This window comes from Rhizobacter sp. P2_H3, from assembly GCF_056403355.1.
On the sequence record NZ_JBFUFQ010000417.1, the window covers coordinates 1 to 2,472 of the forward strand.

Genomic DNA, 2,472 nt, shown 5'->3' on the forward strand with positions numbered 1-2,472 from the left:
CCGTTCGCCGTGAGCCACTCGACCGCGCGCGGCAGGTCGTCGATCCACAGCCCGATGTGGTTCAGCGGTGTCGTGTGCACCGCCGGCTTCTTCTGCAGGTCGAGCGGCTGCATCAGGTCGACCTCGACCTTGAATGCACCATGCCCCATCGCGCAGATGTCTTCATCGACGTTCTCGCGCTCGCTGACGAAGTTGCCGGTGACCTCCAGGCCCAGCATGTCGACCCACAGCGTGCGCAGCCGGTCCTTGCGCTCGGCGCCGATCGCGACCTGCTGGATGCCGAGGACCTTGAAGGGGCGTTGAGTTGTGCTCATGGCGTCACGCGAAACGGATGATGACCTGATCGACCGCCAGGCTCTCGCCCTTCGCGGCCGACACCTCGGCGACCACGGCGTCTTGCGTGGCCACCAGGATGTTCTCCATCTTCATCGCCTCGATCGTCGCGAGACGCTCGCCGGCGCGCACCTGCTGGCCCGGTGTCACCGCCACGTCGACCAGCAGCCCTGGCATCGGCGACAGCAGGAACTTGGACAGGTCCGGCGGCGCCTTGAACGGCATCAGCGCCTGCAGTTCGGCCACGCGCGGCGCCAGCACGCGCGCCTCGATGGCCGCGCCGTCGTGCGAGACGCGGTACGGCAGCCCCAGCCGCTCGATCTGCGCGACAAAGGGCTTGCCGTTGCAGTGCCCGTGGATCACCAGGTCGCGCAGGTTCGAATCGAACTCGATCAGGTACTGCGCGTCGCCGATGCGCACGTCGTAAGCGCCCCCTTGCGGCCGCACCGTCAGCGCGGTGCGCTCGCTGCGCCCTTCGCCCAGCGGCACGACGACGACGAAGGCATCGCCCACCTGGAACTCGTGCCCCGGCATCTGCCCGCTGATGCGCGCCGCGCGCTCCAGGTGCTGGCGGTTTGCCACCGCCGCCAGCGCGCGCAGGAACAGCGGATCGGCAGGCGTCACCAGTTCGGCCGAGAAGCCCTTCGGGAAATGCTCGGCGATGAAGCCGGTATTGAAGTCGCCGGCGACGAACTTCGGGTGCGCGAGCAGCGCCGCCTGGAACGGGATGTTCGAGTTGATGCCSCGGATCGCGAAGCCGTTCAGCGCCTCGCGCATCWKCGCGATSGCGTSSGCGCGGTCGCGGCCGTGCACGATCAGCTTCGCGATCATCGAGTCGTAGAACATCGGGATCTCGCCGCCCTCGCTGACGCCGGTGTCCACGCGCACGCCGCCTTGTTGGGCCGGCGGCAGGTAGCGCACCAGCCGGCCGGTCGACGGCAGGAAGTTGCGGAACGGGTCTTCGGCGTTGATGCGGCACTCCATCGCCCAGCCGTCGCGCTTGATCTGGCCTTGCGTGAACGGCAGTTTCTCGCCGGCCGCCACGCGGATCATCAGCTCCACCAGGTCGAGCCCGGTGATGCCTTCGGTCACCGGGTGCTCCACCTGCAGCCGGGTGTTCATCTCGAGGAAGTAGAAGCTGCGGTCCTTGCCGACCACGAACTCCACCGTGCCGGCCGACTGGTAGTTCACCGCCTTCGCGAGCGCCACCGCCTGCTCGCCCATCGCCTGGCGGGTTTTCTCATCGAGAAAGGGGCTGGGCGCCTCCTCGATCACCTTCTGGTGGCGGCGCTGGATCGAGCACTCGCGCTCCCACAGGTAGACGGTGTTGCCGTGCGCATCGCCCAGCACCTGGATCTCGATGTGGCGCGGCTCCTCGACGAATTTCTCGATGAACACGCGGTCATCGCCGAAGCTGTTGCGCGCCTCGTTCTGGCACGCGGTGAAACCTTCGAACGCCTCCTTGTCGTTGAACGCGACGCGCAGGCCCTTGCCGCCGCCGCCGGCACTCGCCTTGATCATCACCGGGTAGCCGATGCCTTTCGCGATCTCGACCGCATGCTGCGCAGTGTCGATCGCGGCGTTGTGGCCGGGGATGGTGTTGACCCTCGCGGCAGCCGCCAGCTTCTTCGACGCGATCTTGTCGCCCATCGCGGCGATCGACGCATGCTTCGGGCCGATGAAGACGATGCCTTCCTCCTCGACGCGGCGCGCGAACTCCTCGTTCTCGCTGAGGAAGCCGTAGCCCGGGTGCACCGCCTGCGCGCCGGTCTGCTTGCAGGCGGCGATGATCTTGTCCATCACCAGGTAGGACTCGCGCGACGGTGCCGGACCAATGTGCACCGCCTCGTCGGCGAGCTCCACGTGGCGGGCGTCGCGGTCGGCATCGGAATAGACGGCGACCGTCTGGATGCCCATCTTCTTCGCGGTGTGGATCACGCGGCAGGCGATCTCGCCGCGGTTGGCGATCAGGATCTTGGTGAACATCTTCATGCCCCTCACAGCGGGATGTTCCCGTGCTTGCGCCACGGGTTCTCGATCTTCTTGTTGCGCAGCATCACGAGCGATCGGCAGATGCGCCGCCGCGTCTCGTGCGGCTGGATCACGTCGTCGATGAAGCCGCGCGCGCCGGCCACGAAC

Annotated in this window: 3 protein-coding genes; all 3 read right to left on the bottom strand. The window is 67.4% G+C overall.

The genetic code is table 11. From position 1 onward, the window contains the following. Positions 1-314 (bottom strand): VOC family protein (locus tag AC1D1T_RS31755; protein ID WP_477993346.1); only part of this gene is annotated, 314 nt, incomplete at its 3' end. Between the two features lie 4 nt (positions 315-318). After that, positions 319-2,319 (bottom strand): acetyl-CoA carboxylase biotin carboxylase subunit, encoded by a 2,001-nt coding sequence (gene accC, locus AC1D1T_RS31760; protein ID WP_477993348.1) that lies wholly within the window; start codon positions 2,317-2,319, stop codon positions 319-321. An 11-nt stretch (positions 2,320-2,330) separates the two neighbouring features. Continuing rightward, positions 2,331-2,472: carboxyl transferase domain-containing protein (locus tag AC1D1T_RS31765; RefSeq protein ID WP_477993349.1), on the bottom strand; the 142-nt coding region annotated here is incomplete at its 5' end.